Here is a 23,705-nt window from a genome sequence, read left to right as displayed (position 1 = left end):
GGGGGGACGGGTCTTCGAGGGTCAGCTCTTGGAACCCAGGAAGAACTGCGCGAGGAGATCGATCTCTTGCGACGGAGGACCCTCTCCGGCCGCCGCGAGCGTGACCGCGGCCAGGCTGGAGCCGCTGATGCCTGCTTCGTCGGAGGCGTCGCCGCGGACCTCGGCCTCGACCGGCACGCCCAGGAAGCCCTCGACCACCTCGTAGGCGTTGTCTCCGAGGATCACGGATCCCGCGCAGTGCTCTCCGCCCAGGGTGAGGAGCTGCTCCTGCGTCTTGACCTTGCCCACGAGCTCTTCCGCGTCGCCTCCCTCGGCGACTTCGGCGACGAAGTGGAACGCGGTCTCGAGCTGGAAGCGTCCGACGCGCGCGAGGGACATGACGTCGCCGTCCACGACGACGTCACCTTTGCCCAGCCACTCGTCGAGGGTGGTCTGCGAGACGAACATGCGGTGCTCCGCCATGCGGCCGAGCCTACACCACAGACGCATACGGCGCGAGCCCCGAAAGGCCCGCGCCGCGGCGAGAGACGCTGGGTCAGGCGCTCAGAGGGAGCGCTCGATCAGCTCGGCGATCTTGCCCTTGGGGGCGGCGCCGACCTGCTGCGCGACGACCTGGCCGCCCTTGAACACCATCAGCGTGGGCACGCCGCGGATGCCGAAGCGCGAGGCGGTGCCGGGGCTCTCGTCGATGTCGACCTTGGCGACCTTGGCCCGACCCTCGTACTCGTCGGCGAGCTGTTCGACGAGCGGCGCGATCATCTTACAGGGACCGCACCACGTGGCCGCGAAGTCGACGAGCACGGGCGTGTCGCTGCCGAGGACCGCCTCGTCGAAGTTGAGGTCGTTCGCTGCGACGATGTTCTTTCCTGCCATGGTGAGGGATCTCCTGAAGGGGTACGGAAGGGGACTGAGTAGATATCCCCGAGGCTTCTGTCAACTGGCGCCCTGAGGCGGCGTCCGTGGCCAGTGGTCTCTTGGGGTGGAGTCGTCCGCCCTCGAGCCGCATTACGGCGGGCTCAGGTGGCCGTGCCCGTGCTGCCGAAGCCACCGGTCCCCCGGGCGGTCTCGTCGGTCCCGATGGCCTCTTCCACCACCCCGACACGCGTGACGGGGGCCACCACCAGCTGGGCCACGCGCATGCCGTTGCGCAGCTCGAGGGGTTCGGGCCCGTGGTTGACCAGCAGCACCATGAGCTCGCCGCGGTAGTCTTCGTCGATGGTGCCGGGGGCGTTCAAGACCGTGACCCCGTGTTTGGCCGCGAGCCCCGAGCGGGGGCGGACCTGACCCTCGTGTCCCGGGGGGAGCGCCACCCGGAGCCCGATGGGGACCTTGAGCGTCGCCCCGGGCGCCAGCACCCGAGGGGTCTCGTCTTCGAACGCACATGATAGATCGAGGCCTGCCGCCCCAGCGGACGCGTAGGCGGGCACCAGGGCGCCCGGGCGGAGGCGCTCCACACGGAGTGAGGGGCGAGTTGCTGGAGCGTCGTCTTGCATGCCGCCGTTCTGCCACCGTGCGCGCTCCGCTGCACCCCCATCGCGCGCTCGCGAGGCGTCGAGGCAGGAATCTGTCATGCGGGCTAACGATGACGCGGGACGCGCCTACGAGGCACGTGCGCACCTCGCTGACCAGCCTGATCCTGTGTGGCGCCCTTGGCCTGGGGTGCGATGCGCGCTTCGAGAGCCTCCGACCAGGTCCACTGGGTGATGGCGGGACCGCAGACGGAGGGCTCGCAGACAACGGCCCGCTGGACGGCGGGTCGAGCGACGCGGGGGAGGGCGCGGACGCCGACACCGGCGCGCTGATCGCCACAGGGGCGCTCGAAGGGCGCTCGGGCTATGGCGCCTCCGGGAGCGTCGAGCTGCGGAGGCTCGTGGATGGCTCGCTGACGCTGCGCTTCTCCGACGATTTCCGCGCGCAGGGCGTGCCCAGCCCCATCGCGCTACTGACGACGCGCGATCTCGTCACGGGTGGGGTCCAGCCCGCGCTCGGGGACATCTCCCTCGGCCCCATGAGCAGCGTCACCGGGGCACAGTCGTACGCAGCGCCCGAAGCGGGTGCGGGCGCGCTGTATGCGTTCGTCTACTGCCTCCCGTTCACGGTGGAGGTCGCGCGCGCGCAGCTGGAGCCCGCGCCGTGACGCGGGTCACACACCGCGCCGAGCGTGCCGGCGCCGCCCTGGCGGTCCTGATCACGGCCTTGCTCGCAGCCAGCCCCAGCGCCCGCGCCCAGGCCTGGATCCGCGAGCCGGGCCACGCCTACGCGAAGCTCGGCTACCGCCTCATCCGGGCCAGCTCGCTGTATGGCCCCGACGGACAGCGGCGCCCCGTTGGGGACGGCTATCGGCAACACGCGCTCGGCTTCTACACGGAGGTAGGCGTCGTCCCGCGCTGGCTCGCGCTGAGCCTCGACGGAGACCTGTTTCGACGCTCCGTGCTGGTGCAGCAGGGCGCGACCGCGGGGCTCGGGGATCTACGCATTGGCGCGTACACGGGCCTCCTGACGGCGCCCTTTCGCCTTGCGCTCGGCGTGCAGGTGGGTCTCCCCACGGGCGATCCATCCCCTTCCGCCGGGGCTGGAGCGAGCGTCGAAGACCAGTTCGTCGCGCGGGCCTTGCCGACAGGCGACGGAGAGCTGGATGTGGCGCTGCGGGTCTACGCGGGGCACAGCTTTCACGGAGGACGGCGCTGGCCGTTTGCGCACTACGTCATCGCTGAGCTCGGCCTGTGGGCGCGGGGCCTCGCGTATCGGCAGGGCCGACCGGAGGGGCTCTCGGCGGGCGAGCAGATGCAGCTGGTGTACCGCGCCGAGCTCGGCACGAGCCCCGTGCGCGAACGCTGGGACCGTCTGCAGCTCGTCCTGCGCCTGGTCGGCGTGACCCCGTTCCGGAACAGCGGCGTCAGCAGCACCGTGGGGCTGGGCGCGAGCGTCCGCTTCGTCAGCCCGGGCGTGGAGCTCTCCGTGCGCGTCGCGAGCACGTTCCGCCTGGGCTTCTCCGCGGACGGTGCCATCGTGGCCGCCAACGTCCCGGCGGGCGTGAACTGGCAGCTCTACGTCAGCGCGGAACGCTAGCTAGCCCCGCCGTCTGCGCGCGCAGGGCGCCTTGGCGTGATACGCGCGACGCGTCGACGCGGCCATCAGCTCACGAAAATCGCGCTCTGCGCCGCTCGTCTTCCCCCAAAACGGCACCGGCCGGGCACTCACGCGACCGGCCGGACGTCGTTGGACTCACGGACAAGCCGTGACGTGTCGCTGGGGCTCAGCCCTCGGCGCCACCGGACGGCGCGCTGCCGCCCTCACCGCCACCCTCGCCACCCTCGCGGCGGCGCCGACGACGGGGCTCGCCGCCCTCGCCACCCTCGCGCGGCCCACGGTCACGGCGCGGGCGGTCACCACGGTCTCGGTCACGGCGGGGGCGGTCGCCACGGTCGCCGCGATCGCCACGATCACCGCGGTCGCCGCGGTCCTCGCGGGGCGGACGCTCCACGTAGCCCTCGGGCTTCTCGAGCAGCTCCTTGCGCGACAGGCGGATGCGCCCCTCGCGGTCGATGGCCGTGATCTTCACCTCGACCTCGTCGCCCAGCTGCATCAGCGACTCGACGTTCTCGACGTAGTCCCACGCCATGTCGGTGATGTGGCACAGGCCGTCCTTGCCCGGGGCGATCTCGATGAACGCGCCGTAGCGCTCGATGCGCTTGACGATGCCCTTGTACGTGCCGCCCACCTCGGGCTCGGTCGTGAGGCTCTCGATGATGGCGATGGCCTTCTTCACCGCCTCGGAGTCGTCCGAGGAGATGTTGACCGTGCCGTCGTCCTCGACGTCGATGGCGACGCCCGTCTGCTCGACGATGGCCTTGATCATCTTGCCACCCGGTCCGATGATCGTCCGGATCTGGTCCGGCTTGACCTTCAGGGTGGTGATGCGCGGCGCGTAGCGGCTGAGCTCGGGGCGCGAGGCCGGGAGCACCTTGGCCATCTCGCCGAGGATGTGCAGGCGCGCCTCCCGCGCCTGGTCCATCGCCTCGCTCATGATCTGGGTGGTGAGACCGCCGATCTTGATGTCCATCTGGATGGCGGTGATGCCCTTCGCGGTGCCGCACACCTTGAAGTCCATGTCGCCCAGGTGGTCCTCGTCGCCGAGGATGTCCGTGAGGACCGTGTACTTGTCCCCGATCATGATGAGGCCCATGGCCACGCCCGCGACCGGCGTCCGGACGGGGATGCCCGCGTCCATCATGGCCAAGCTGCCGCCGCAGACCGTCGCCATGGACGACGAGCCGTTCGACTCCGTGATCTCGGAGACGATGCGGATGGTGTAGGGGAAGGCCTCCTTGTCCGGGATGACGCCCTTCAGGGCGCGCTCGGCGAGGTTGCCGTGGCCGATCTCACGCCGGCCCGGGCCGCGCATCATCTTCGTCTCGCCCACGCTGTAGGGAGGGAAGTTGTAGTGCAGCAGGAAGTTCTTCCACGAGTCCTCGGTGAGGCCGTCGATGCGCTGCTCGTCGCGCCGGGTCCCGAGGGTCGCCGTCACGATGGACTGCGTCTCGCCGCGCGTGAAGAGCGCGCTGCCGTGCACGCGGGGCAGCAGGCTCGCCTCGATGGCGATGGGGCGCACCGTGCGGGTGTCGCGGCCGTCGACGCGCACCTTCTCGAACACCACCTGCTCGCGCATGGTGTTGTACTGGAGCTCGCCGTAGGCCTCCTTGATCTCTTCCTCGCGGCCCTCGAACTCGCCCGCGAGCGCCTTCACGGTGGCCTTCTTGCCGGCCTTGAACGCCGCGTAGCGCGCGAACTTCTCGCGCACGTTGCAGGCCGCCTTGATGGGCTCGAGGCCCACGTCGCGCACGCGCGCCGCGATGGTCGCGTCCGGCACGGCGGGGGTGTGGTCGAACTTGGGCTTGCCGACGGCCTCGCGGATGCGCTCCTGCAGCTCGAGCACGCCCTGCACGGCGTCCTTGCCGAACGCGAGCGCCTCCACCATCTCGGCCTCGGTCAGCTCCTGGGCCTCGCCCTCCACCATGACGATGGCGTCCTTGGTGGCGGCGATGACGATGTCGCAGGTGCTCTTCTCGAGGTCCTTGAAGGTGGGGTTCGCGATGAGCTTGCCGTCCACCTTGCCCACGCGCACACCGGCCACGGGACCGGCCCAGGGCACGGGGCTCAGCATGAGCGCCAGCGAGGCGCCCGTGAGGGCCAGGATGTCGGTCGGGTTCTCGCGGTCGGCCGACATGACCGTCGCCACGATCTGGATCTCGGCGCGCCAGTCGTCCGGGAAGAGCGGCCGGCAGGGGCGGTCGATGATGCGCGACGTCAGCGTCTCGTGGTCGCGCAGACGCCCCTCGCGCTTGAAGAAGCCACCGGGGATCTTGCCCGCGGCGTAGGTCTTCTCGATGTAGTCGCAGGTCAGCGGGAGGAAGGACGTGCCGGGGCGCGCCTCCTCGTTGCCGCAGGCCGTGACGAGCAGCACGGACTCGCCGCACGAGATGAAGACCGAGCCACCCGCCTGCTTGGCGATGCGGCCGGTCTCGAGGGTGATGGTCTTGTCACCGATCTTGACGGATTCTCTGATGATCACTGGGCACACTCCAGATGCCCGGACAGCCCACGCGCACGGATGGCAGCGTCGAGGCGGAGGCCCGAGACATCGGTAGGCGCAGCCCGGGGTCGACGAGAGCGGGGCTCGATCCTCGGTTCCATGGCTCGACGGGGCTTTTCAGCTGCGGTGCTTCGAGCCATCGAAGCGAAGAGCGAACGACCCACGTATCAGGTCGAGGGAGCTGCTGGGTTGGGAATTGAAAACGGCGGCTCGAACCAACTCGAGCCGCCGCACAGCTTACTTACGAATGCCGAGCGCCGTGATGATCTTGCGGTAGCGCTCGATGTCGTTGCGCTTGACGTAGTCAAGCAGGCCGCGACGTTGGGACACCATCTTCAGGAGCCCACGCCGGCTGTGGTGGTCCTTCTTGTGGGTCTGGAAGTGCTCCGTGAGGTACTGGATGCGGTCCGTGAGGAGCGCGATCTGGACCTCGGGGGAACCGGTGTCGTTTTCATGGGTGCGGAACTGATTGATGATTTCCGCGCGTCGGTCAGTGGTCTGAGCCATTCTCATCGTCTCTCGGGGGCTTGCTGGCTCTAAACAGCAGGGGCCCCCGTATCTGCAACGTAGGAAAAGAGCCGGCGGAGCATGCGAGGGGCACCGGGGGGTGTCAAGGGACGGGGCGTAGAAAGCGACCGAGGGAGACTCCACGGGACGAGCCGCGCGCCCCCGGGCTCGGGCCACGCGACGGTCGGGCGCCGCGCTCAGCCGTCGTGTTCCACCAGCCGCACTAGGTCCGCGACGCTGCGGTGGGACTCCAAGGGGTGCCGCAGCCGCGCGTTCGCCTCGATCGCGTAGTGTGTGCGGCGGCCACGACGCTCGCGGGCGAGCACGCGTCCGTCTTCCAGCTCGGTCAGGATGCGCTGGACAGCGCGCTCCGTGATGCCGACCTGCTCCGCGATGTCGCGCACGCGCGCGTCCGGGTCGCGCGCGATGCAGAGCAGTACATGCGCGTGATTGCTCAAGAAAGTCCATGTGTGGGAGGTGGCTTCGGGCATCTGCGGACCTCGTGGCGGAGAGCGGCCGTCGAGAGCGTAGGCCGACGACCTGCTAGATAATACGTGAATATAATATCATGCATTGACTTTCGGGCAAACAAATACATGATTTGTCTTGCATGTCACTGCCGTCCACCCGAGACCCCTTCGTCGAGCGCCTGCGCGACCTGATCGGCCTGCCGACTCACTCACCACTCCCCGCCGCCACCCCAGAGGCGCTCGTCGAGCGGTCCGCGGACCTCGACATGCCCGACGTCGTCGAGGAGGGCACGGACCCACCCCCGCCGGGTCCGGTCGACATGTTGGTCACGCGGCTCGCGCGGCGCGGGATCGCCCTCCAGCGCTTCGACGCGCCCGTGTCGGTCGTCTGCTCCGAGCTGCGCACGGGGCGCCCCGTCGCGGCGCTCGATCGGAGCGGCTCGGTGGTCCTGCTCCTCGAGCGCGTCGCTCGGCTGGTGCGCGTCGAGGACGAAGACGGGTCTCGCGCCTGGTTGGACCCGGACGCGCTCGCCGACCGCCTCGGGCACGCGAGCGCAGCCGCCGAGCACACGTGGCTCGCGGTCGACTCTCCGACGGCGTTCGTGTTGCCGACCAGCGAGCACCCTTCGGTCTGGCGGATGGTGAGCGACCTGTTGCGCGCAGACCGCTCGGACCTGCTCGCCATCGCCGTCTACGCCATGGGGGTGGGCGTCCTGTCGCTCGTGTTGCCCTTGACCGTGCAGGTCCTGGTCAACACGGTCGCGTTCGGGACGCTGCTCCAGCCCATCGTGGTCCTCACGCTGATGCTCGCCGCCGGGCTCGTCTTCGCCGCTTGCCTCCAGGGGCTGCAGGCCTTCATGGCCGAGGTCGTGCAGCGGCGCCTGTTCGTACGCGTCGTGTCGGAGCTGGCCACGCGCCTACCGCGGCTCCACGTCGACGCGCTCGACCAGCGGCACGGGCCCGAGCTGCTGAACCGCTTCTTCGACGTGTTCGTCGCACAGAAGGCGCTCGCGTCGCTCGCCATCGGCGGCATCGAGGCAGCGCTGGCGACGTTCGCGGGCTTGCTCCTGCTCGCGTTCTACCACCCCGTCCTGCTCGCCTTCGGTGGCCTCATCATCCTCGGCGTGGCCATCGTGCTGCGCGTCCTCGGGCGCGGCGGTACGCGCACCGCCATCGACGAGTCCAAGGCGAAGTACGCGGTCGCCGCGTGGCTCGAGGACATGGCCGCGCAACGCATCACGCTCAAGCTCGCGGGCGGCGCCGAGTTCGCCCAGCGCCGTCTCGACCGGCTGGCGGCGGCGTGGCTCGGGGCCCGGGACGCCCACTTCCGAGTCGTGTTCCGGCAGTACGTCGGTACGCTCGGGCTGCAGGTGATCACGAGCGCGGCGTTGCTCGGCATCGGCGGCTGGCTCGTCATCCAGCGCGAGCTCACCATCGGTCAGCTGGTCGCGGCGGAGCTGGTGGTGGGCGCCGTCGTGGCGTCCCTGAACAAGCTCGGCACGAAGCTGGAGACGGCCTACGACCTCGCGGCGTCGGCCGACAAGCTGCACGTCCTGCTCTACCAGCCCCTCGAGCGCGAAGGGGGCGCGGCCACGCTCCGCGGACGCGGACGCGGACGCGGGCCGGCCGCGCTCGAGCTCTCCACCGTGAGCTCCGCCGACGGCCTGCTGGACGGTCTCAGCCTGCGCGTGGCGCCAGGCCGGCGGCTGCGGGTCAGCGGGGACGAGCGCCGCACCGACGTCCTGGTCGACGTGCTGTTCGGGTTGCGTGCGCCATCGGCCGGCGCCGTGCTCCTGGACGGCGAAGACCTGCGCGACGTCAGCCTGCGGGCGCTGCGACAGCGGGTGGCGGTGGTGGACGGCGCCGAGGTGCTACCCACCACGATCGCCGAGAACGTCAGCGCGGTCGGCCGCGCCATCTCGGCACGCGAGATCTGGGAGACCCTCGAGCGCGTGGGTCTCGCCGAGCACGTGCGCGCGCTGCCGGACGGACTGCAGACCGTGCTGACGCCGTCGGGCACGCCCCTCACGCGCACGGACGCGCTGCGGCTCACCGTGGCGCGCGCCCTCGCCGCGCAGCCGGGCCTCTTGGTGCTCGACCGCACGCTCGACGCGCTCCCACCCTCCCTCGGACACGCGCTGCTCGACGCGCTCGGACGCGAGCAGACCCTCGTCGTCGTCTCTCACTCCGATGGCTTCGACGCGCACGTCGACGCCCACCTCACCCTCACGGAGGACAGCCCATGAGCTCTCGACCCGGACACGCCGCGGTGGACGACGGCCACGTCGCCGTGCTGCTGCCCGCCTCGCGTCTGGTCCCCAACACCACGACGCCCGTCCGCCGCGCGCGCTATCTGGCGCTCGCGTTCGCAGCCTTCCTGGGCTTCGCGGCGCTGGCCCCGTGGCGCCAGAGCGTCTCCGGGACCGGGCAGGTGTTCGCCTTCCTGCCCGACGAGCGACCGCAGGTCATCGAGGCGACCATCTCGGGACGCATCGCGCGTTGGCACGTGGTCGAAGGCCAGCAGGTCGAGGAGGGGGAGCTCCTCGTGGAGCTGAGCGACAACGACCCCGACCGCCTGGCCCGTCTCACGCTCGAGCGTGACGCGCAGGCCGAACGCCTCGCCGCCTACGTCGAGCAGGTCACCGCGTTCCGCGAGCGCGTGGAGGCGTTGCGGCAGGCGCGCGACGCGCAGATCGCGGCCGCCCGCGCAGAGGTGCGCGTGACCACCGACACGCTCACGGCGCAGCGTGAGCTGCTGGTGACGGCCGAGGCCCGTGTGGCCACGGCGGACATCCAGCAAGCGCGCGTGGCATCACTCTCGAGCGACGGCCTCGCCTCGCAGCGTGAGCGCGAGCTGGCGACCCTGGGCGCGACGGACGCCCAGGCCTCGTTGCGGTCCGCGCGCGCCTCGGTCAGCGCCTCGGAGGCCCGCCTGCGCGTGGCGCGGTCCGCTTTGGACCGCGTCGAAGCGTCCACGGAGGCCGACCTGCGCGCCGCCGACGCTTCCCTCCGCTCGGCGGAGACCCAGGTGGCTTCGGCCCGTGCGTCTCTCGTCCAGGCCGAGTCGCGGCTGGCGCAGCAGAGCGCGCAGAGGGTGCGTGCGCCACGCGCGGGTGTCGTGCAGCGCATCATGTCCCAGCAAGGGGGGGCGCAGGTCTCCAGCGGCGCGACGTTGGCGCTGCTCGTGCCACGCACGGCGTCGCGCTCGGTCCAACTCTACGTCGACGGCAACGACGCGGCCCTCGTGAGCCCAGGGCGCGAGGTGCGGCTCCAGTTCGAGGGTTGGCCGGCCGTGCAGTTCGCGGGGTGGCCGAGCGTCGCGGTCGGGAGCTTTGCCGGGCGCGTTGCGTTCGTGGACACGTCCGACGATGGGCGCGGGGACTTCCGCGTGGTGGTGGTGCCCGACCCCGACCACGAGCCCTGGCCCGACCCCACGTTCTTGAGGCAGGGCACGCGCGTGAAGGGCTGGCTGTTGCTGGAAGAGGTCACCGTCGGCTTCGAGCTGTGGCGTCAGCTGAACGGCTTCCCGCCCCGCTACGATCGCGCGCCCTCCACGGGGTACGAGGCAGGCTCCGGAGGGGCCTCATGAGCGGGGCCTGTGGAGTGTCCATGCGCCGCGCACGACGTGGGCGTCCCGCGAGGCGCTGCGCGTGGCTGCCGGCGGCCTTCGTGGCGCTGTGTTCGCAAGAGGGACGCGCGCAGAGCGAGGCCGACGGGCCGCTCACCGTCGAGCACGTGCTGCAGTCTACGGTGGAGCACCACCCGAGCGTCAGCGCTGCGCTCGCCAACGAGAGCGTCGCGGAGGCCGAGCTGCTGCGCGCGCGCGGGGCCTTCGACCCGACGCTGAGCGTGCGGGGGGCGCTCACGCAAGGGGGGTACTACGAGCTGCGCCGCGCGGACGCCGAGCTGCGCGCGCCCACGCCTTGGCTGGGCGCCGAGTTCTGGGCGCGCTACCGCTACGGGCAGGGGGTCGACGGGGAGGCGCGCTACCCCACGTACTACTCCGACCAGACGCTCGACCGCGGCGAGCTGCGCGTCGGCGTGCGTGTGCCCCTGCTGCGTGACCGCCAGACCGACGAGCGGCGCGCTGGACGTGAGCGAGCCGAGCTGGGCGTCGCGGCCGCGGGCCACACCCGCGCGCTCGCGCTCATCGAGCTGGAGCGGCGCGCGGCGGCAGCGTACTGGTCGTGGGTCGCCGCGGGCCGCGCCGAGCAAGTGTGCCGCGAGCTGCTCAGCCTCGCCGAGGAGCGCCTGGACGCCGTGACGCAGCGGGCTGCGGCGGGGCTCATCCCCGAGGTCGAGGCGCTCGAGGCGGAGCGTTCGGTCCTGTCGCGGGGTGACTGCGTCATCCAGGCGCGCCGTGGGGTCGAAGCCGCTTCGCTGGTGCTGGGGCTCTTCGTGCGGAACGCCGCGGGGGCGCCTGCGCCCCCGTCCGCGATGCGTCTGCCGGCCGCGCTGCCCGTGCCGGACGCGCCCGTGGACGCGGAGGCCGCCGCCGAGCGCGTGCTCGCGTGTCACCCGCGCCTCGCGGCCAAGCGCGCGCAGGTGGAGCAGCTGCGCGTTGCCCGCGATCTGGCGCAGGCGCGTCGGCTCCCGCGCCTGGACGCGCAGGCGCAGCTCTCGCGGGACTTCGGCGAGGGCGCGACCTCCCTGCCCGGCACGGTCTTCGAGCTGGGCCTGCAGCTCTCGGTGCCCCTCGCCCTGCGCGAGGCGCGCGGGCAGCTTGCCGCGGCGGAGGCCCGCGTCACGGCCGCGGAGCAGGAGCTGCGGCTCATGGAGGACGAGCTGCGCGCCGAGCTGGGGGACATCGAGAGCGCCTACCGGGCGGCGCACGAGCGTCACGCGCTGCTCGCTCGCCTCAGCGAGACCACGGCGCGGCTCGCCGAGGCGGAGAGGCGACGCTTCGAGCTGGGCGCGACGTCGCTGCTGGTCGTCAACATGCGCGAGCAGGCCGTCGGCGATGCCGCCATGTCGCTGCTGCAAGCCGTGCGCGCGCTGTGGGACCAGTCCGTGCGCTGGGGGGCCGCCACGCGCTGTTCATGACGGAATGGGTCGCGCCCGCCCGCGCGAGGTCCGCCACGCGCGGTTCGTGACGGGGCGAGTCGCCACGGGCGCCGGCGTCTGCAACGCTCCTCCGATGGCGACGCTGCGTTTGCTCTCCGTGTGTGGCAGCTTGAAGGCTGGCTCCAGCAATCACGCGCTCCTCGAGCGACTGCCTGGCCTGGCCGAGCCGGGCGTGGTGCTGAGCGCGTTCGAGGGACTACGGGATCTGCCGCCGTTCGACGAGGACGCGAACGAAGGGGCACCGCCACACGGCGTGGCCGCTTGGCGCGAGGCGCTCGCCGCCGCGGACGGCGTGTTCATCGCGTGTCCGGAGTACGGCCACAGCCTCCCCGGAGCGCTCAAGAACGCCATCGACTGGGTGTTCGGCTCGGGCGAGCTGTACCGCAAGCCCGTGGTCATCACTGCAGCGAGCGCGGGGCCCGGTCGCGGCCTGCGGGGCCTCGCCGCGCTGGCGCAGACCCTGAACGCGCTCGAGGCCATGGTGCTGGGGGGGGAGCCCATCCCCCGCGGGCCCGGGCTGGACGAAGCGGCGAGACGGTTGCTCGCTCAGCTGGTGGCGGCGGCGCGTCACGCTCGCGAAGCGCGCGAGGCTGGCGAGCCAGTGTCGGATCCACCCGGGAGCGAGCTGCCCGCGCCCATCGACGCGCTGGTCCGTGGTACCTGGCTCCGTCCGTTGCTGCTCACGCGCCTCTGGCAGGGGAGGGACACGGCTGCGGCGCCGCCGTCAGGTGCCGACGTGGACGGCTCCGTGCGCGCGCTGTCCGAGCTCCTCGCCCTGTCGCTGGGCGTCGCCCCGCCCGGTGGCCCGGCCCTGGTGCTGGCCCGCCTGGATGGTGTCCTGGCGAGCGACGACGCCGCACTGGGGCGTGCGCTGCTGGAGGCGCTCATCGCCCGCGTCGACGCCTCGCCCACCCTGGCGACCGCGCTCTCCGAGCTGGGGCCACACGCGCTCGCGCAGCTGGGCTGACCCGCGCTCGCGCAGCGGGGCTGACCCGCGCTCGCGCAGCTGGGCTGACCCGCGCTCGCGGGGCGTTGGTCCCCCTGCTGGTGCGGTGCGCTGCGCACTGGACGGGCGGCTCGGGACCAGGCAAGCCTCCCCCGTGGCGAGCCGCAAGGCGACATTGGATCAAGCGTCCCTCACGGTCGAAGAGGTCGAGCTCTACGCCGCGCTGGTGCGTCCGTTCATGTCGCGCACCACCTTCGCCGAGGCCGTGTCTCTGCTGTCGGGTCGCGACGAGACGGGGCGGCGCGTGAAGCCCGCCGACGTGGCTCCCGCGCTCGACGAGCTCGAGCGGCGCGGCGCGCTTCGCCCGACCACCGCCACGGCCGCCTATCTGGTGTTCGACCCGGACCGCCGCTGGCCCGTGGTGCGGGCTGCGTGGGAGCGAGGCGCCCTCGCGGCGCTCGTCGATACGCTCGAGTCCGGGACGGCGCGTGGCTATCAGCAGCGCCATCAGCTGCTCCAGCTCCTCTCCGACGCAGTACCCGTGCAGCTCGCGCTGCTGCGGGGAAACCACGAGGAGGCTCGGCGTCGCTTCTGGATCGGGGTCGGCTACGACGAGCGGCCAGGCAAGATCGCCGACTTCGTGCGCGAGCTGTTCGGCGCAGAGCCTGACGTTCGGTGGCTCTCGTTCGTGGGGCCGCGGGCTCTCTCGTACTGCCTCGGGACGCTGGTCTCCGCCGGCCTGGACGCGCTCGAGCCCATCGCGGCGAGCGTCGTCCAGGCGGCCCTCGAGTCGGACAGCCCCACGCTGCGCGCCCGCGCAGCACGCCTGGCCCTGCTGCGCGGGGACGTCGTCGACGCCGATGCGCTGAAGCTGGGCCGGCTGGCGCGGGCCGAGCTCGAGCTGGTCCACGCGATGTGGAGCGGGGACTTCAAGGCCGCTCGGAAGCTCGCCGACACGGTCAACGGAAAGGACCCCAGCAAGCCTCGCGCGCTCGACGCTGACGTGCGCGCCGCCCTCGTCTGGTGCTGGGTGGTCGCCAGCGGGGACGACGCGGGGGCCTGGGTGCGGCTCACCACCCGCCTGGTCGCCGAGCACCACGAGCGCGGTCACGTGACGCACGACGACGGCCTCGAGGGCTTCGTCCACGCGCTCCAGTTCGGGCGCCCGCACCCCAGCGATGGCTATCTACCGCGCGACGCGCCCACGACCGCCTGGACGGTGGACCTGACGGCGGCGTTGCTGCGCTACTGGCGCGACGGCGCACCCGCGGAGGCGGCCGACACGTCCGCCTATCGGGTGCGGGCCCTCTCGCACTGGCACGCGCAGGCCCAGGCGCGGGGCTACGCGCTCGCGTCGCGGCCCCTCCAGCAGACGCTCTCCGCCATCGGTGGAGCGCCGCCCGCCGTTGGGTCGCTCGTGGCGGCCTACGAGGTGCGCGCCGGGTGGGAGCTGGCGCTCGACGCGCTGGCCCAGTTCGCGGCCGAGGAGCCCGGGCGCGCGTCGCGACCCGCGACCGGCACCGGGGAGCGCCTGGTGTGGCAGGTGACGGTCGTGCCCAAGCGCGGCGTGGACATCCGTCCCCTGCACTTCAAGAGCGCGGCGGCGCGCGTGGGTCGCGAGGTCCGCATCGAGAAGCTGCTGACGGGCGAGCGCCCCTACCTGAGCGACCAGGACCGCGCCGTGTTGGCACACGCCGAGGCGGAGGAGCCCACGCGGGGGGCGCGGCGGGGGAAGGTGCCGCCCATGGCGCTCAAGCCGAGCGCGCTCACGGCGCTCGTGGGCCACGACGCGGTCGTCGACGTAGACGGAAAGGGCTTGCAGGTGGTCCGCGGCGAAGGCGAGCTACGGGCCGAGGCGCTGGCTTCGGGCGCCACGCGGCTGTCGCTGCATCCTCCCGAGCTGGCGAAGAGCGCGCTCTTGGCGGTGCCGCAGCCCCCCGACCGCTTGGTGGTGTACGAGCGCACCGCGGAGCTCGCGCAGCTCGCGCACCTGCTGACCAACGGCTCGCTCGAGGTCCCTGCGGCGGGGGCGGCGCGCTTGGGCCAGGTGCTGGGACAGGTGGGACGGCGCGTGCGCGTCGGCGCTGGAGCGGACGTGCAGCTGGCGGGCGAGCAAGTGCCCGCCGAGACGCGCCTCGCGTTTCTCTGCCGCTTCATCGGTCAGCGCCTGGAGGTGCGGCTGCGCGCGGTGCCGCTCGGTCTCGGGGGTCCCCAGGCGCTCCCCGGGCGTGGGCCCGCCCAGATGGTGGCCGTCGTCGATGGAAAGCCGCTCCGCACGGAGCGTCACCTGGGGGCAGAACGCCAGGCCAAACAGGCCCTCCTGGTCGCCGCGCCCGGCCTGGCCGCGCTCGACTGGGAGGAGGACACCGTCACGCTTGAGGGCCTGCCTGGGGCCTACGAGCTGCTGAGCGAGCTGGGCGAGCTCGACGAGCAGACGCGGCTCGTGGCCTGGCCCGACGGGAAGTCACTGCCCGTGCCGCGCACGGTGGGCGTGGACGCGCTGCGCGTGAGGGTGCGCGGGCAGGGGCGTGACCTGGTCGCTTCGATCGACGTCGAAGTCGACGCGGACCTGGTGGTCGACTACCAGCAGCTGATGGCCACGCAGGCCACGGGGCGCTTCGTGCACCTGAGTGAGCACACCATCCTCGCGCTGACGGGCGAGCTCCGTCGCAGGCTCGACGCCTTCGGCGCGCTCGGCGCCTGGCGCAAGGAGGGCCTGGTGACCGACCCGGTGCTCCTCCCCCGTCTCGCCGAGCTGAGTGAGGACATCGGCCGACGCACGCTCGACGCGCGCAGCCAGCAGCGGCTCGCGACGCTCGAACAGGCGCTGTCCGCCACCATCCCGGTGCCGCGCGGGCTCGCCGCCGAGCTGCGCGACTACCAGCGGGAGGGCTTCGAGTGGCTGGCGCGTCTGGGCGAGGCGCAGCTGGGGGCGTGCCTGGCGGACGACATGGGGCTCGGCAAGACGGTGCAGACCCTCGCGCTCCTGCTGCACCGCGCCAAGCGCGGGCCCGCGCTCGTCGTCGCGCCCACCTCGGTGGTGGGGGCCTGGCAGTCCGAGGCGGCGCGCTTCGCGCCGCGGCTGCGCGTGACCGCGCTGGGGGAGACGGGCGACCGCGCCGAGGTCATCGAGCAGGCCGGCGCGCACGACGTGCTGGTGGCGAGCTATGGGGTGTTGGTCACGCAGGCCGAGGCGCTCGCTGCGAAGCCCTTCGAGACGGTGATCTTCGACGAGGCCCACGCGCTCAAGAACTCGGGCACGCAGCGCGCGCAGGCCGCGGCAGCGCTGCAGGCGAGCTTCCGTGTGGGGCTGACGGGCACCCCCATGGAGAACCACCTGGGCGAGCTGTGGAGCCTGATGCGCGCGGTGGTGCCCGGCCTGTTGGGCAGCGAGCGCGCCTTCGCGCGGTCGTTCGTGGACCCGATCGCCGCGGGCAAGCGCGAGCGCCTCGTCGACCTGCGTCAGCGGCTGCGCCCCTTCCTGCTGCGGAGGACCAAGGCGGAGGTGCTGGACGAGCTGCCCGAGCGCAGCGAGACCACGCTGCTGGTCACGCCCCATCCGGAGGAACGCGCCTACTACGAGGCGCTGCGCAGCCAGATCGAGCAGCGGCTGGCGTCCCAGCGCGACGCCCCCAGCGGGCAGGCTCGCGTGGAGATCCTGGCGGAGATCATGCGCCTGCGGCAGGTGGCCGTGGACCCGCGCCTGCACGACCCCAAGCACGGGCCCGAGGGAGCCAAGCTCGAGGTGCTGGCCGAGCGCGTGGTGGCACTCCACGAGGAGGGCCACCAGCCGCTGGTGTTCACGCAGTTCTTGGGCGCGCTCGCCCGCATCGAGGAGCGCCTCACGCGCGAGGGGCTGACGGTGCTCACGCTGGATGGCAGCCTCGCGGCCGCCGAGCGCACCAAGCGCGTGGCGGCGTTCCAGGCGGGCGAGGCCGACGTGTTCGTGATGAGCCTGCACGCGGGGGGCACGGGCGTGACGCTGACCGCCGCCGACTACGTGTTCCACGTGGACCCGTGGTGGAACCCCGCCGTCGAGGAGCAGGCCACGGGGCGCGCGCACCGCATGGGCCAGCACCGCCCAGTGCACGTGTACCGGCTGGCCACGGCGGGGACCATCGAGGAGAAGATCCTGGCCCTGCACGGCCGCAAGAAGCAGCTCAGCAGCGATCTGCTCGAGGGGCTCGACGACGCCAAGAAGCTGGACCTCGACACGCTGCGCGCGCTGCTCTCGGCCTGAGCGCGAAGCCAGCGCCCCGCGAACGGTGCGAGCCGCTGCGTGCTCTCTCTCGCTGCAGACGACGCGGCCGCGCCTGCGGGGCACGTGCCCGGCGCGCGCAGCCCCCGTCGTGAAGGGCCTCAGCGGTCTTCGACGACGCGCAGCACGTAGGGCACGCTGCCGCCCGCCGCGACGGTCCCGACGCGGATCTCGTACTCGCCCCGGCTCCAGGCGCCGCGGCTGACCTGCGTGGGGCTCTCGCCCGCTTCGTTGCAGAACACGTTGTTGCCCTGGCGGATGAACAGCGCGAGGCCCTCACCGGCGACCTCGACGTGCATCTCCAGCTGGTTGCCCGTCAGCGTCAGCCGATGCTGGGGCTCCGCGGGGAAGAAGCCCGGGCAGCGCGTCTCCCCATCGGGGCCGCCCGCCGTGCCGCTGCGCGCGACGTCGCCGAAGCCCGGCGAGACCGTGATGTCCCCTGTCGGTGGGGGCGGTGTCTCCGTGGCCGGCGCGCTGCCTCCGCAGCCGAGCGCTCCCAGACCGAGAGACCACAAGACGACCGCCGCAGCGGCCGCGCGAGGAAGGACTTCACCCATGCCGCCGAATCTAGCATGCCGCTTCGGGCTGGCGTTAGCGCACCCCGGCGGTGATACTCCAGCCCTTGGATCGGTGGAATTTTCTGAGGCCTCGGGGGAAGCAGGCGAGCACGCGATGAGCAATTTCTTGGACCTGATGGAGTCGAGCGTGGGGTGTGGGCTGGCGCGGCAGCTGGCCCTCGCGGAGTACCTCGGCTCGCACGAGTGGGAGCTGAACACGCAAGAGGGACGCGTCAGCTTCGGGCGCAAGCGCAAGCACGCCGTCCAGATCCTCGGCACCGAGAACACCCACGACAACACCTTCATGTGGGCCTGGGCCAACACCCAGAGCGGCCTGCCCGAGAGCGTCACCGAGTACAGCCGGCACCTGCACGATCACGGCAACGCCGAGGGCATCCCCGAGCTGTGCAAGGGGCGCTTCCGGATGGAGCTGGTGGACGGCCACGCCATCGCGCTGGCCTGCTCCGGGCTCGTGGGGCGCTTGCCCTACTATCGCGGGCCCTACGATGGCGGCGCGGTGTTCTTCTACGTGCTGGACACGCCCCCGCATGTGGCCGCGGCGGTGGACGTGCCGCGCGCCACGCACGTCATCCAGCAGCTGGTCTCCGGCTTCGACCTGAACCACGAGCGCGCCGTGGCTGCGTTCCTGGTGGGCGAGGGGCTCTACGTGGAGGCGAACGAAGCAGGGCTGCTGGCGCGCTGGCCGCACGGGGACGAGCTGCGCGTGAAGCTCGACCAACACGGGCGCGTCGCGGCCCTCGAGGCCCAGGCGTCCCAGCCCCCACCGGCCAAGAAGCCGTGGTGGAAGCTGGGGGGCTGAGCGCGACCGGGCGCGGCGTTCGTCGCTCCAGAGGAGTGGTCCCTCGGGCACTTGGCGGCACAGGTGAGCTGGCGAGGATGTTGGGGGGCACCAGGCTGAAGCCAGGTGCCCCGGAGCCGCGATCCTCGCTGAAAGTCCGCGCCCCTGCGGGGGCGGACTACGTGATGGTCGACATTGGAGCGGCGAGGCAGCGGTCGCCGGGACCAGCCTGCGACCTCGCGGTCGAGTCTGCGTCCCGTCCGTGTGCGGTCCGGGCTGCGATACCGCGGCTCCGGTCTTCCATCGCCCACGACCCAGTAGTCCGCCCCCGCAGTGGGGCGGACTTGCTGGTCGCGCTGCAGCCTCGGGGCACCTGGCTTCAGCCTGGTGCCCCCCATCAACAAGGACACCCAGCCCCACCCAGCCCGGGTCGAGGCGGGCTTCTGGTACGGCCTCTGAAGCCCCCGAGCGCCCACGGCGCCGTCCCGAGGCCTCAGCCCTCGTCGCCGCCGTCGCTGGTGAGCAGCTTCCCGAGCGTGTTGTCGGCGGGCGCGCCCAGGCGCTTCACGCTGTCGAGGTGGTGCAGCAGGAACGCGCGGTTGTCCATCAGGCTGAGGTTCTGCATCTCGAGCGCCCCGATGCGGTCCTCCTGCGTGAAGTAGGCCTGCTCGACCTTCTCCATGGAGAGCTTGTCCGCCTCGTACGCCATGTACGTCGCCTTGGTGTCGACGATGGTGTAGTCGTCGCCGCGGCGCAGCTCGAGCGTGACCGAGCCTGTGACGCCGGGCGCCACCCAGCGGGTGAGCGCGTCCTTCAGCATCATGGCCTCGGGGTCGTACCACTTGCCCTCGTAGAGCAGGCGCCCCAGGCGACGGCCGGTGGTGAAGTACGTGTCGAGGGTGTTCTCGTTGTGGATGGCCGAGAGCAGGCGCTCGTACGTGATGTGCAGCAGGGCCATGCCCGGGGCCTCGTAGATGCCGCGGCTCTTCGCGTCGATGACGCGGTTCTCGATCTGGTCGCTCATGCCGAGCCCGTGCCGGCCGCCGATGCGGTTGCACTCGAGGAACAGGTCGAACGTGGTCTCGAAGCGCTTGCCCGAGATGGAAACGGGCACGCCCCCCTCGAACTCGATGGTGACCGTCTCGGGCTCGATGGCGACGCTCGGATCCCAGTGGGCCACGCCCATGATGGGCTGCACGATCTTCATGCTGGTGCCGAGCGACTCGAGGTCCTTGGCCTCGTGCGTGGCGCCGAGCACGTTGGCGTCGGTGCTGTACGCCTTCTCCGTGCCCATACGGTACGGAAGGTTGTGCTTGATGAGGTACTCCGACATCTCCGTACGCCCGCCCAGCTCGGCCACGAACTTGGGGTCCAGCCACGGCTTGTAGATCTTCAGCGTGGGGTCCACGAAGATGCCGTAGCGGTAGAAGCGCTGGATGTCGTTGCCCTTGTGCGTGCTGCCGTCGCCGAAGACGTGCACGTCGTCCTCGCGCATGGCGCGCACGATGGCGGTGGTGGTCACGGCGCGCCCGAGGGGCGTCGTGTTGAAGTACTTCTTGCCGCCCACGCCCAGGTGGAACGCGCCGCACTGGATGGCGATGATGCCCTCGCGCACCATCGCGTCCCGGCAGTCCACCAGGCGCGCGCCCACGCAGCCGTGCTGCAGCGCGACCGGGGGGATGTCCTCCACGTTGCTCTCGTCCGGCTGGGCGAGGTCCGCCGTGTACGCGTGCACCGCCAGGCCCTGGTGCGTGAGCCACGCCACGGCGCAGCGCGTGTCGAGCCCGCCGGAGAAGGCGATGCCCAGTTTGGTGCCAGGGGGAGGGAGGGTGCGGTAGATGCGGCTCATGATGGGGCGGCAAGATAGTACGAACCAGCGTTCTGCGCCCGGGTTCGGTGATATGGTGCGTGCCCGTGCCCGAGAACCTGCTCGAGATCCGCGGCCTCGTCACCGCGTTCCACACCGACGAAGGCTCGCTGCGCGCGGTGGACGACGTCTCCATCACCATCCCCAAGGGGGCGACGGTGGGCGTGGTGGGGGAGAGCGGCTGCGGCAAGAGCGTGACGGCCCTGTCGGTCATGCGCTTGGTGCCCGAGCCCCCGGGGCGGCTCGAGGCTGGCGAGATCCTGTTCGAAGGGCGTGACCTGCTGAAGCTGAGCGAGCGTGAGATGCGCGGGCTGCGCGGCAACGAGCTCGCGATGATCTTCCAAGAGCCGATGACGTCGCTGAACCCGGTGTACCGCGTGGGCGACCAGATCGGCGAGTCGCTGCGGCTGCATCGAGGGCTCAGCAAGGCGGCCGCGCGGGCGCGCGCGGTGGAGCTGCTGCGGAAGGTCGGCATCCCAGCGCCCGCGCAGCGTGTCGACGACTACCCCCACTCGCTCAGCGGTGGCATGCGGCAGCGGGTGATGATCGCCATGGCGCTGGCCTGCCAGCCCAAGCTTCTGATCGCAGACGAGCCCACCACAGCGCTGGACGTGACCATCCAGGCGCAGATCCTCGCGCTGCTGCGCGAGCTGCAGCGCGACACCGGTATGAGCGTGATGCTCATCACGCACGATCTCGGCGTGGTGGCCGAGGTCGCCGACTGGGTGGTGGTGATGTACGCGGGTCGCGTGGTGGAGACGGCGCGCACCGAGCAGCTCTTCGCGGATCCGCGGCACCCGTACACGCGCGGTCTCCTGGCCAGCCTGCCTGGCATACACGCATTGGGCGAGAGCGGGACCGCGCGGCAGCACGACGGCTCCCGGCGGCGTCTCGCCACCATTCGCGGCGTGGTGCCCGACTTGCGGGCGCTCTCGGGAGGCTGTCGCTTCCGCGAACGCTGCGACTTCGCGATGGCCGCTTGTGCGGAGGAGGAACCCGCCCTCGGGGGCAGCCAGGAACACCGCGCGGCGTGCTTCTTGGAGGGCTCCCACGCATGAGCGGGCCTGCTACGCAGCAAGGGACGAACGCCGAGGTGCCGTCGCTCCAGCCGGGAGCCGAGCGCGCGGCTAGCGGGACGAACGCGGCGACGCCGAGCGGGCCGCTGGTGCGCGTCACCCACGTCACCAAGCGCTTCACCGTCGAGCGCGACCTCCTCGGGCGCCCCACGCGCGAGGTGCGCGCCGTGGACGACGTCAGCCTCGCGATCGAGCGCGGCGAGACGCTGGGACTAGTGGGCGAGAGCGGCTGCGGCAAGAGCACGTTGGGGCGCGTCATGCTCCGGCTCATCGAGCCGAGCGCCGGAGAGATCGTCTTCGAGGGTCGTGACATCGCCAAGCTCGGCGAGCGCGAGCTGCGGCCCCTGCGGCGGCGCATGCAGATCGTCTTCCAGGACCCCTACAGCTCGCTGAACCCGCGCATGACCGTGCGCGCGACGCTGGCCGAGGCGCTGCGCATCCACGGTCTGGTCAGCAGCCCGAGCGAAGAAGAGCAGCGCGTGGCGAGCTTGCTCTCGCGTGTGGGGCTCCGGCCCGAGCACATGCGCCGCTATCCCCACGAGTTCAGCGGCGGGCAGCGGCAGCGCATCGGCATCGCCCGCGCCCTCGCGGTGGAGCCCAGCTTCATCGTGCTGGACGAACCCATCAGCGCGCTCGACGTCTCCATCCAGGCGCAGGTGGTCAACCTGCTGGGGGACCTGCAGGACGACCTGGGCCTCAGCTACCTGTTCATCGCGCACGACCTGAGCGTGGTGGAGTTCATCAGCGATCGCGTGGCCGTCATGTACTTGGGCCGCGTGGTGGAGAGCGCGCGCTCCGAGGACCTCTACGGCGCGCCGCGGCATCCCTACACCAAGGCGCTCCTGGCCTCCGCGCCGGTGCCAGACCCGACGCGGCGCCGCGAGCACCCACCGCTCAAGGGCGACGTGCCGAGCCCCCTCGACCCGCCGCGAGGCTGCACGTTTCACCCGCGCTGTCCCCTGGCCGAACCCGGCGTGTGCGACCAGCAGGCGCCGCCCTTGGTGGAGCTGCGTCCAAAGCACTTTGTGGCCTGCTTCAAGGCCTGACCGCGTCGTCGCGCGGCGGACCCGTTTCGCGGGTGTGTCGGCGGCGTAAATTGCGGCACGGTGAGCAAGCTTTCGTGGTCCCGTGGTCCGTGTCTCCCTACAGTGAAGCGCTAGGGATTCCTGATGGTCGAGTACGCCGCGTTCGTCCGCGAAGTCGAGGTCTGGTCGCCGCTGGGAGGCGGTGCCTACACCTGCATGATGGCGAACCGTGCGGGCCAGACCATCTCGGAGGTGGGTGCGCCGCAGGGCCGCGAGGGGGCCGCTGCGTTGGTCACGCGCACGGTGTCCCACGGGCGGCCGGGCTTCGCGACGGAGGGGCGTGAGCACGTGCGGGTCGCGCTCCCCTTGTTCACAGGCGAAGAGGTGTCCTCCGTGGTCGTGCTGGGCTGCTACAGCGAGGCGGGACGACGCGGGGGCGTGGAGGTGTGGGAGCCCTCGCCAGAGGACGACTTGGTGCGGGTCGAGGGGTTCTACGGTGGGCTGAGCGGGTTCGAGATGGCGAGCCGCTCGACGCGCTTCGCGCGCGGGATCGGGCTGCCCGGCATCACGTGGGACCGCCAGCTACCGCACATCATCGACGACGTGCGCTTCTCCCCCCTGTTCCTGCGCGCGGCCCACGCGCGGGAGCACGCGCTGGTGCTCGGCCTCGGGGTGCCGATCGGGCGCGCCGGGCACGTGGAGCACGTGGTGTTGCTGCTGACCGCGCTGAGCACGCCACCGGCGCGGGCGCTCGAGGTGTGGGTGCCCGACGACCAGGGGCGCTTGTGGCTGGATCAGGCGGTGCACGACGTGGGGCTCGAGACGCTCGGGCGCACCAGCCGCACCACGTGTCTGATGCCGGGTGAGGGTGTCGCGGCGCAAGCGGCGCTCACGGGGCAGCCGCGGGTGTGGACGCCCTCCGGTGAAGACTGCGGCGTGACGGACCAAGACGCGACGCGCGCTGGCTTGGCGTTCGGCGTGGCGATCCCCATCATGGGTGAGGAGCGCGCGCGCGCCGTGCTGCTCTTGCGCTCGTAGGGCAGACCCGAGTCGCCTGGGTCAGCCCTCCGCGCGCAGCTTGAGGGACCGCGCGAACTCGTCGAACGAAGGCTGCAGGTTGGGCATGGAGCCCTTGAACATGCCCAGCAGCGGGCCGCTGAACACCTCGCGCATGCTGAACTGCGTGCCCTCGCCGGCGGGCTCGAGAGTGAAGGTGCGCACGCCCTTGAACAACCCGAGGGGCATGCCCCCCTGCCACACCATCCGCCGCCGGGGGACGAGCTCGGTGACCTTGGCGGGGAAGGCGCGGCCGGGGCTGATGGTGGCGACGACCTTGATCTTCTGGCCTTCGACGATGTCGCCCTCCACGCGGACGACCGTGGGGTTCCAGTTCGGGTAGTCTGCGGCGTTCGTCAGGAGGGCCCACACGACGTCGGGGGAGGCGTTGATCGTGGCTGCGGCGCTGTACTCCATGGTGGGCCGAGTCTAGCAGGCTGGCGGTGGGCGCGCCGTTCGGCTCGGTGCCCGTCTGGCTGGGTGTGGG

The 23,705-nt window shown here is 71.7% G+C and carries 20 protein-coding genes; 11 read left to right on the top strand and 9 right to left on the bottom strand.

Annotation, left to right across the window (positions count from 1 at the left end):
- Positions 1–21 precede the first annotated feature (21 nt).
- The 3 genes from H6726_06945 to dut all read right to left on the bottom strand — a co-directional run bounded on the left by H6726_06945 (position 22) and on the right by dut (position 1,493).
- A complete protein-coding gene (locus H6726_06945) occupies positions 22–462 on the bottom strand; it encodes a hypothetical protein (GenBank protein MCB9657375.1) in 441 nt (146 codons plus the stop codon).
- An 81-nt stretch (positions 463–543) separates the two neighbouring features.
- A complete protein-coding gene (gene trxA, locus H6726_06940) occupies positions 544–873 on the bottom strand; it encodes a thioredoxin (protein MCB9657374.1) in 330 nt (109 codons plus the stop codon).
- A 143-nt stretch (positions 874–1,016) separates the two neighbouring features.
- The gene (dut, locus tag H6726_06935) at positions 1,017–1,493 is read right to left on the bottom strand and encodes a dUTP diphosphatase (protein ID MCB9657373.1); all 477 of its coding nucleotides are present in this window, start codon (positions 1,491–1,493) and stop codon (positions 1,017–1,019) included.
- Between the two features lie 116 nt (positions 1,494–1,609).
- Between dut and H6726_06930 the strand changes: the two genes are divergently transcribed.
- The gene (locus H6726_06930; GenBank protein MCB9657372.1) at positions 1,610–2,137 is read left to right on the top strand and encodes a hypothetical protein; all 528 of its coding nucleotides are present in this window, start codon (positions 1,610–1,612) and stop codon (positions 2,135–2,137) included.
- Positions 2,134–3,069, top strand: a complete 936-nt coding sequence (locus tag H6726_06925) for a hypothetical protein (GenBank protein ID MCB9657371.1) — start codon at positions 2,134–2,136, stop codon at positions 3,067–3,069. The genes H6726_06930 and H6726_06925 overlap by 4 nt, the downstream gene beginning before the upstream one ends.
- 187 nt (positions 3,070–3,256) lie before the next feature.
- On the opposite strand, the gene pnp is transcribed toward H6726_06925, so the two are convergent.
- From pnp to H6726_06910, 3 genes are all read right to left on the bottom strand, one after another.
- Positions 3,257–5,572 carry a polyribonucleotide nucleotidyltransferase gene (gene pnp / locus H6726_06920; protein ID MCB9657370.1) on the bottom strand — a complete coding sequence of 772 codons (2,316 nt, stop codon included), beginning with the start codon at positions 5,570–5,572 and terminating at the stop codon, positions 3,257–3,259.
- Between the two features lie 258 nt (positions 5,573–5,830).
- The gene (gene rpsO, locus H6726_06915) at positions 5,831–6,100 is read right to left on the bottom strand and encodes a 30S ribosomal protein S15 (GenBank protein MCB9657369.1); all 270 of its coding nucleotides are present in this window, start codon (positions 6,098–6,100) and stop codon (positions 5,831–5,833) included.
- A gap of 197 nt (positions 6,101–6,297) precedes the next feature.
- The gene (locus tag H6726_06910; GenBank protein ID MCB9657368.1) at positions 6,298–6,591 is read right to left on the bottom strand and encodes a winged helix-turn-helix transcriptional regulator; all 294 of its coding nucleotides are present in this window, start codon (positions 6,589–6,591) and stop codon (positions 6,298–6,300) included.
- Positions 6,592–6,710: 119 nt separating this feature from the next.
- Here H6726_06910 and H6726_06905 point away from each other — a divergent pair, with 119 nt between their 5' ends.
- The 5 genes from H6726_06905 to H6726_06885 all read left to right on the top strand — a co-directional run bounded on the left by H6726_06905 (position 6,711) and on the right by H6726_06885 (position 16,820).
- Positions 6,711–8,816 carry an ATP-binding cassette domain-containing protein gene (locus H6726_06905; protein MCB9657367.1) on the top strand — a complete coding sequence of 702 codons (2,106 nt, stop codon included), beginning with the start codon at positions 6,711–6,713 and terminating at the stop codon, positions 8,814–8,816.
- Complete coding sequence (locus tag H6726_06900) at positions 8,813–10,159, top strand: HlyD family efflux transporter periplasmic adaptor subunit (protein ID MCB9657366.1); 1,347 nt, start codon at positions 8,813–8,815, stop codon at positions 10,157–10,159. Before H6726_06905 ends, H6726_06900 begins: the two co-directional genes overlap by 4 nt.
- 20 nt (positions 10,160–10,179) lie before the next feature.
- Entirely contained in the window at positions 10,180–11,613 is a 1,434-nt protein-coding gene (locus tag H6726_06895) for a TolC family protein (GenBank protein MCB9657365.1), read from the top strand.
- 94 nt (positions 11,614–11,707) lie between these two features.
- Positions 11,708–12,601, top strand: coding sequence for an NAD(P)H-dependent oxidoreductase (locus H6726_06890; protein MCB9657364.1), 894 nt, complete (start codon positions 11,708–11,710; stop codon positions 12,599–12,601).
- Between the two features lie 133 nt (positions 12,602–12,734).
- Positions 12,735–16,820, top strand: coding sequence for a DEAD/DEAH box helicase (locus H6726_06885; protein ID MCB9657363.1), 4,086 nt, complete (start codon positions 12,735–12,737; stop codon positions 16,818–16,820).
- Between the two features lie 119 nt (positions 16,821–16,939).
- Here H6726_06885 and H6726_06880 read toward each other — a convergent pair whose 3' ends face one another.
- Entirely contained in the window at positions 16,940–17,395 is a 456-nt protein-coding gene (locus tag H6726_06880) for a hypothetical protein (GenBank protein MCB9657362.1), read from the bottom strand.
- 115 nt (positions 17,396–17,510) lie between these two features.
- Between H6726_06880 and H6726_06875 the strand changes: the two genes are divergently transcribed.
- Complete coding sequence (locus H6726_06875; protein ID MCB9657361.1) at positions 17,511–18,215, top strand: hypothetical protein; 705 nt, start codon at positions 17,511–17,513, stop codon at positions 18,213–18,215.
- 472 nt (positions 18,216–18,687) lie between these two features.
- On the opposite strand, the gene argG is transcribed toward H6726_06875, so the two are convergent.
- On the bottom strand, positions 18,688–20,043 hold the full coding sequence (gene argG, locus H6726_06870) for an argininosuccinate synthase (GenBank protein MCB9657360.1): 1,356 nt from the start codon (positions 20,041–20,043) through the stop codon (positions 18,688–18,690).
- 65 nt (positions 20,044–20,108) lie between these two features.
- Between argG and H6726_06865 the strand changes: the two genes are divergently transcribed.
- From H6726_06865 to H6726_06855, 3 genes are all read left to right on the top strand, one after another.
- Positions 20,109–21,119, top strand: a complete 1,011-nt coding sequence (locus H6726_06865) for an ABC transporter ATP-binding protein (GenBank protein MCB9657359.1) — start codon at positions 20,109–20,111, stop codon at positions 21,117–21,119.
- Positions 21,116–22,183, top strand: a complete 1,068-nt coding sequence (locus H6726_06860) for an ABC transporter ATP-binding protein (protein MCB9657358.1) — start codon at positions 21,116–21,118, stop codon at positions 22,181–22,183. The genes H6726_06865 and H6726_06860 overlap by 4 nt, the downstream gene beginning before the upstream one ends.
- Positions 22,184–22,306: 123 nt before the next feature.
- The gene (locus H6726_06855; protein MCB9657357.1) at positions 22,307–23,200 is read left to right on the top strand and encodes a hypothetical protein; all 894 of its coding nucleotides are present in this window, start codon (positions 22,307–22,309) and stop codon (positions 23,198–23,200) included.
- A 21-nt stretch (positions 23,201–23,221) separates the two neighbouring features.
- On the opposite strand, the gene H6726_06850 is transcribed toward H6726_06855, so the two are convergent.
- Positions 23,222–23,635: an SRPBCC domain-containing protein gene (locus tag H6726_06850; GenBank protein MCB9657356.1), complete on the bottom strand. Its 414-nt coding sequence runs from the start codon at positions 23,633–23,635 to the stop codon at positions 23,222–23,224.
- Positions 23,636–23,705: the final 70 nt, after the last annotated feature.

The sequence above is a fragment of the Sandaracinaceae bacterium genome, assembly GCA_020633055.1.
Classification (GTDB): Bacteria; Myxococcota_A; Polyangia; order Polyangiales; family Houyiibacteriaceae; genus JADJJE01.
This window is presented reverse-complemented; position numbering and strand designations above follow the sequence as displayed.